This is a genomic window from Kitasatospora sp. NPDC091257, assembly GCF_044757675.1.
Lineage (GTDB): Bacteria > Actinomycetota > Actinomycetes > Streptomycetales > Streptomycetaceae > Kitasatospora > Kitasatospora lactacystinica.
Map to the genome: position 1 here is coordinate 1 of NZ_JBIVVI010001247.1, position 2,563 is coordinate 2,563.

The following is a 2,563-nucleotide window of genomic DNA, read 5'->3' on the forward strand; positions in this document are numbered from 1 at the left end:
GTCGGTGCCGGCGGCCTGGCTGCGGTCGCTGCCGATGTGAGGCGGGCTCGGGGCGCCCCGGCCGGGGCCGCCGCCGGTGCGCCGCCGGTGCGCCGCCGGTGCGGCGTCGGGCCGGGCGCTCGTCGCCGCCCCCGTGGGGTCCGGCCGGGTGGTCGACACCGCCGCGGCGTCGGGTCAGGCGCTCGTCACCGCCGCCGTGGAGTCCGCGTGCGCCACGGCGGCGCGGGCCAGGGCGCGGACCATGGGGTGTGCCCGGGTGCCGTCGCCGGACAGCTCGGGCTGGAACAGCGAGGCCAGGAAGAACGGGTGTCCGGGCAGCTCCAGGACCCGCACCTCGCCCGAGGCGTCCGCGCCGCTGAACCGCAGGCCGTGCGCGGTCAGCCGGTCCAGGTAGGCGGAGTTGAGGCCGTACGCGCAGTGGTAGCGCTCCTGGGTGCGGGTGGCGCCGAGGACCCGCTCGGCGAGGCTCCCGGGGGTGATCGCGACGGCCCCCTCGTGGCCGACCAGTGAGCAGGCCAGCGGGGCGATCACCTGCTGCTCCGCCTCCGGGTGCTCCTCGCCGTGGACGGCCCCGGCCAGGCCGCAGACGTTCCGGGCGTACTCCAGCACCGCGTGCTGGAACCCGGCGCAGGTGCCCAGGAAGGGGATGCCGCGTTCGCGGGCGGCCCGGACGGCGGCCAGCGCGCCGGCCTCGCTGCGGTAGGGGCTGCCGGGCAGCAGCCAGACCGCGTCGAAGCCGTCCAGGGCGCCGGGTGCGGCGGCGTCCCCGGTCGGGATCCAGTAGGCGTCCAGGACGAGGTGGTCGTGCTCGGCGAGGGCGGCCAGCAGGCCCGGGATCCGGGCGTGCGAGCGGACGGCGGGGGAGCGGTCGCCGACCAGGGCGATCCGCGGGGTCAGGTAGGTCATGCGGCTATCCTGACCCCGCACCCGAGATCAGCGCCAACGATGATTCCTTAAGTATCGATCAGATCGGTTGATGACCGCCGTGGACCCGCAGCAGCTGCGCACCTTCGTCACCGTCGCCCGCCTCGCCTCCTTCTCGGAGGCGGCGCGGGAGCTCGGCTACACCCAGTCCGCGGTCTCCCAGCAGATCGCCGCGCTGGAGGCGGACCTCGGCACGACACTGCTGTCCCGTCGGCCGGTCGGCCCGACCGCGGCCGGGCGGCGGCTGCTGGAGCACGCCGCACCGCTGCTGGTCCGGCTGGAGGCGGCGCGCGCCGACGTCGCGCGCCTGGCCGGCGCCCCGAGCGCCCGGCTGGTGCTCGGGGCCACCCCGCTGGCGGTCGGGGCGACCCTGGGGCGTGCGCTCGGCGAGGTGCGCCGGGCCCATCCGCTGACGGAGCCGGTGGTCCGGGTCCTCGCCCAGGACGTGCTGCCCGCCCAGGTCGCCACCGGCGAGGTCGACCTCGCCCTGATCGACGGGCTGGCCGCGCCCAGCGACCCGCTGCCGCTGCCCGACGTCGGCCCGCTGCGCACCGTCGCGGTGGCCGAGCGTCCGGTCGCCGTCGCGCTGCCCCTCGGCCACCCGCTGGCCGGCCGCGGCGGCCTCGCGCTCGCCGACCTCTCCGCCGCCCGCTGGCTGGACGCCCCCGACCTCACCCCGACGGCGGCCCGGCTGCGCGCGGCCACGGGCGTCGACGGCTTCCGGCCCGCCACCCGCTACCAGGGCACCGACCTGCACGGACTGCTCGCGCTGGTCGCGGCCGGGCACGGGCTCACCCTGCTGCCCGAACCGGTGCTCGCGGCGGCACCGGGGGTCGGGTACGCGCCGATCGCCGCGCCCCGGCTGGTGCACCGCACCGAACTCGTCCACGGCAGCCTGCCGGAGGGGCCGGCGGCCCTGCTGGCGCGGCTGCTGGCGCGGTCCCGGGCCTGAGCGGCCCGTCGGAGGCGCCGAATTCGGTTGCGCGGGCCGCCGGTGCCGATGACATCATCACGCGATGAATACCAGTACGACGATCATCAGACGAGTGCGGGCCGACGAGTGGCAGCAGCTCAGGGACACCCGCCTGGACGCGCTGCTGGACCCGGTCGCGGCCGTGGCCTTCCTGGAGACCCACGAGCAGGCCGTCGCCAAGCCGGACGAGTTCTGGCGGGACCGCACGACCCGGGCGGCGACGGACCCGCACGTGGCGCAGTTCGTCGCGCAGGCCGAGGACGGGACCTGGCTCGGCTCCATGACCGGAGTGGTCGAGCGGTCCGGCGGGGACGGGGCCCTGGAGGGCGACGTCGTCGAGGTCGACCAGGTGCACGTGGTCGGCGTCTACGTCCGGCCGCGGGCGCGCGGCACCGGGCTGGCGCTCGACCTGATCCGGACCGTCCAGGAGTGGGCGTGGTCGCTCACCGAGCCCCGGGTGGAGCGGGTGCGGCTGTTCGTCCACGAGGACAACCCCCGGGCCGAGGCGATGTACCGCAAGGCCGGCTTCGAGCCGTCCGGGGTGGCGCTGCCGGTGCCCGGCGGCGGGACCGGCCGGGAGGTCGAACTGGCGGTCCTGCGGGGCTGACCGGCCGCCCGGCCCGTGGGCCGGGCCCCGGGAGCGGACCCGAAGGAGCCGCCCGGTCC

At 77.5% G+C, this 2,563-nt stretch carries 3 protein-coding genes; 2 read left to right on the plus strand and 1 reads right to left on the minus strand.

Annotated elements, in window-relative coordinates:
• Window positions 1-174: 174 nt before the first annotated feature.
• Entirely contained in the window at window positions 175-906 is a 732-nt protein-coding gene (locus ACIQOV_RS36875) for a hypothetical protein (RefSeq protein WP_401055160.1), read from the minus strand.
• 79 nt (window positions 907-985) lie between these two features.
• Between ACIQOV_RS36875 and ACIQOV_RS36880 the strand changes: the two genes are divergently transcribed.
• The gene (locus ACIQOV_RS36880; protein WP_401055162.1) at window positions 986-1,876 is read left to right on the plus strand and encodes a LysR family transcriptional regulator; all 891 of its coding nucleotides are present in this window, start codon (window positions 986-988) and stop codon (window positions 1,874-1,876) included.
• A gap of 64 nt (window positions 1,877-1,940) precedes the next feature.
• Entirely contained in the window at window positions 1,941-2,504 is a 564-nt protein-coding gene (locus ACIQOV_RS36885) for a GNAT family N-acetyltransferase (protein ID WP_401055161.1), read from the plus strand.
• Window positions 2,505-2,563: the final 59 nt, after the last annotated feature.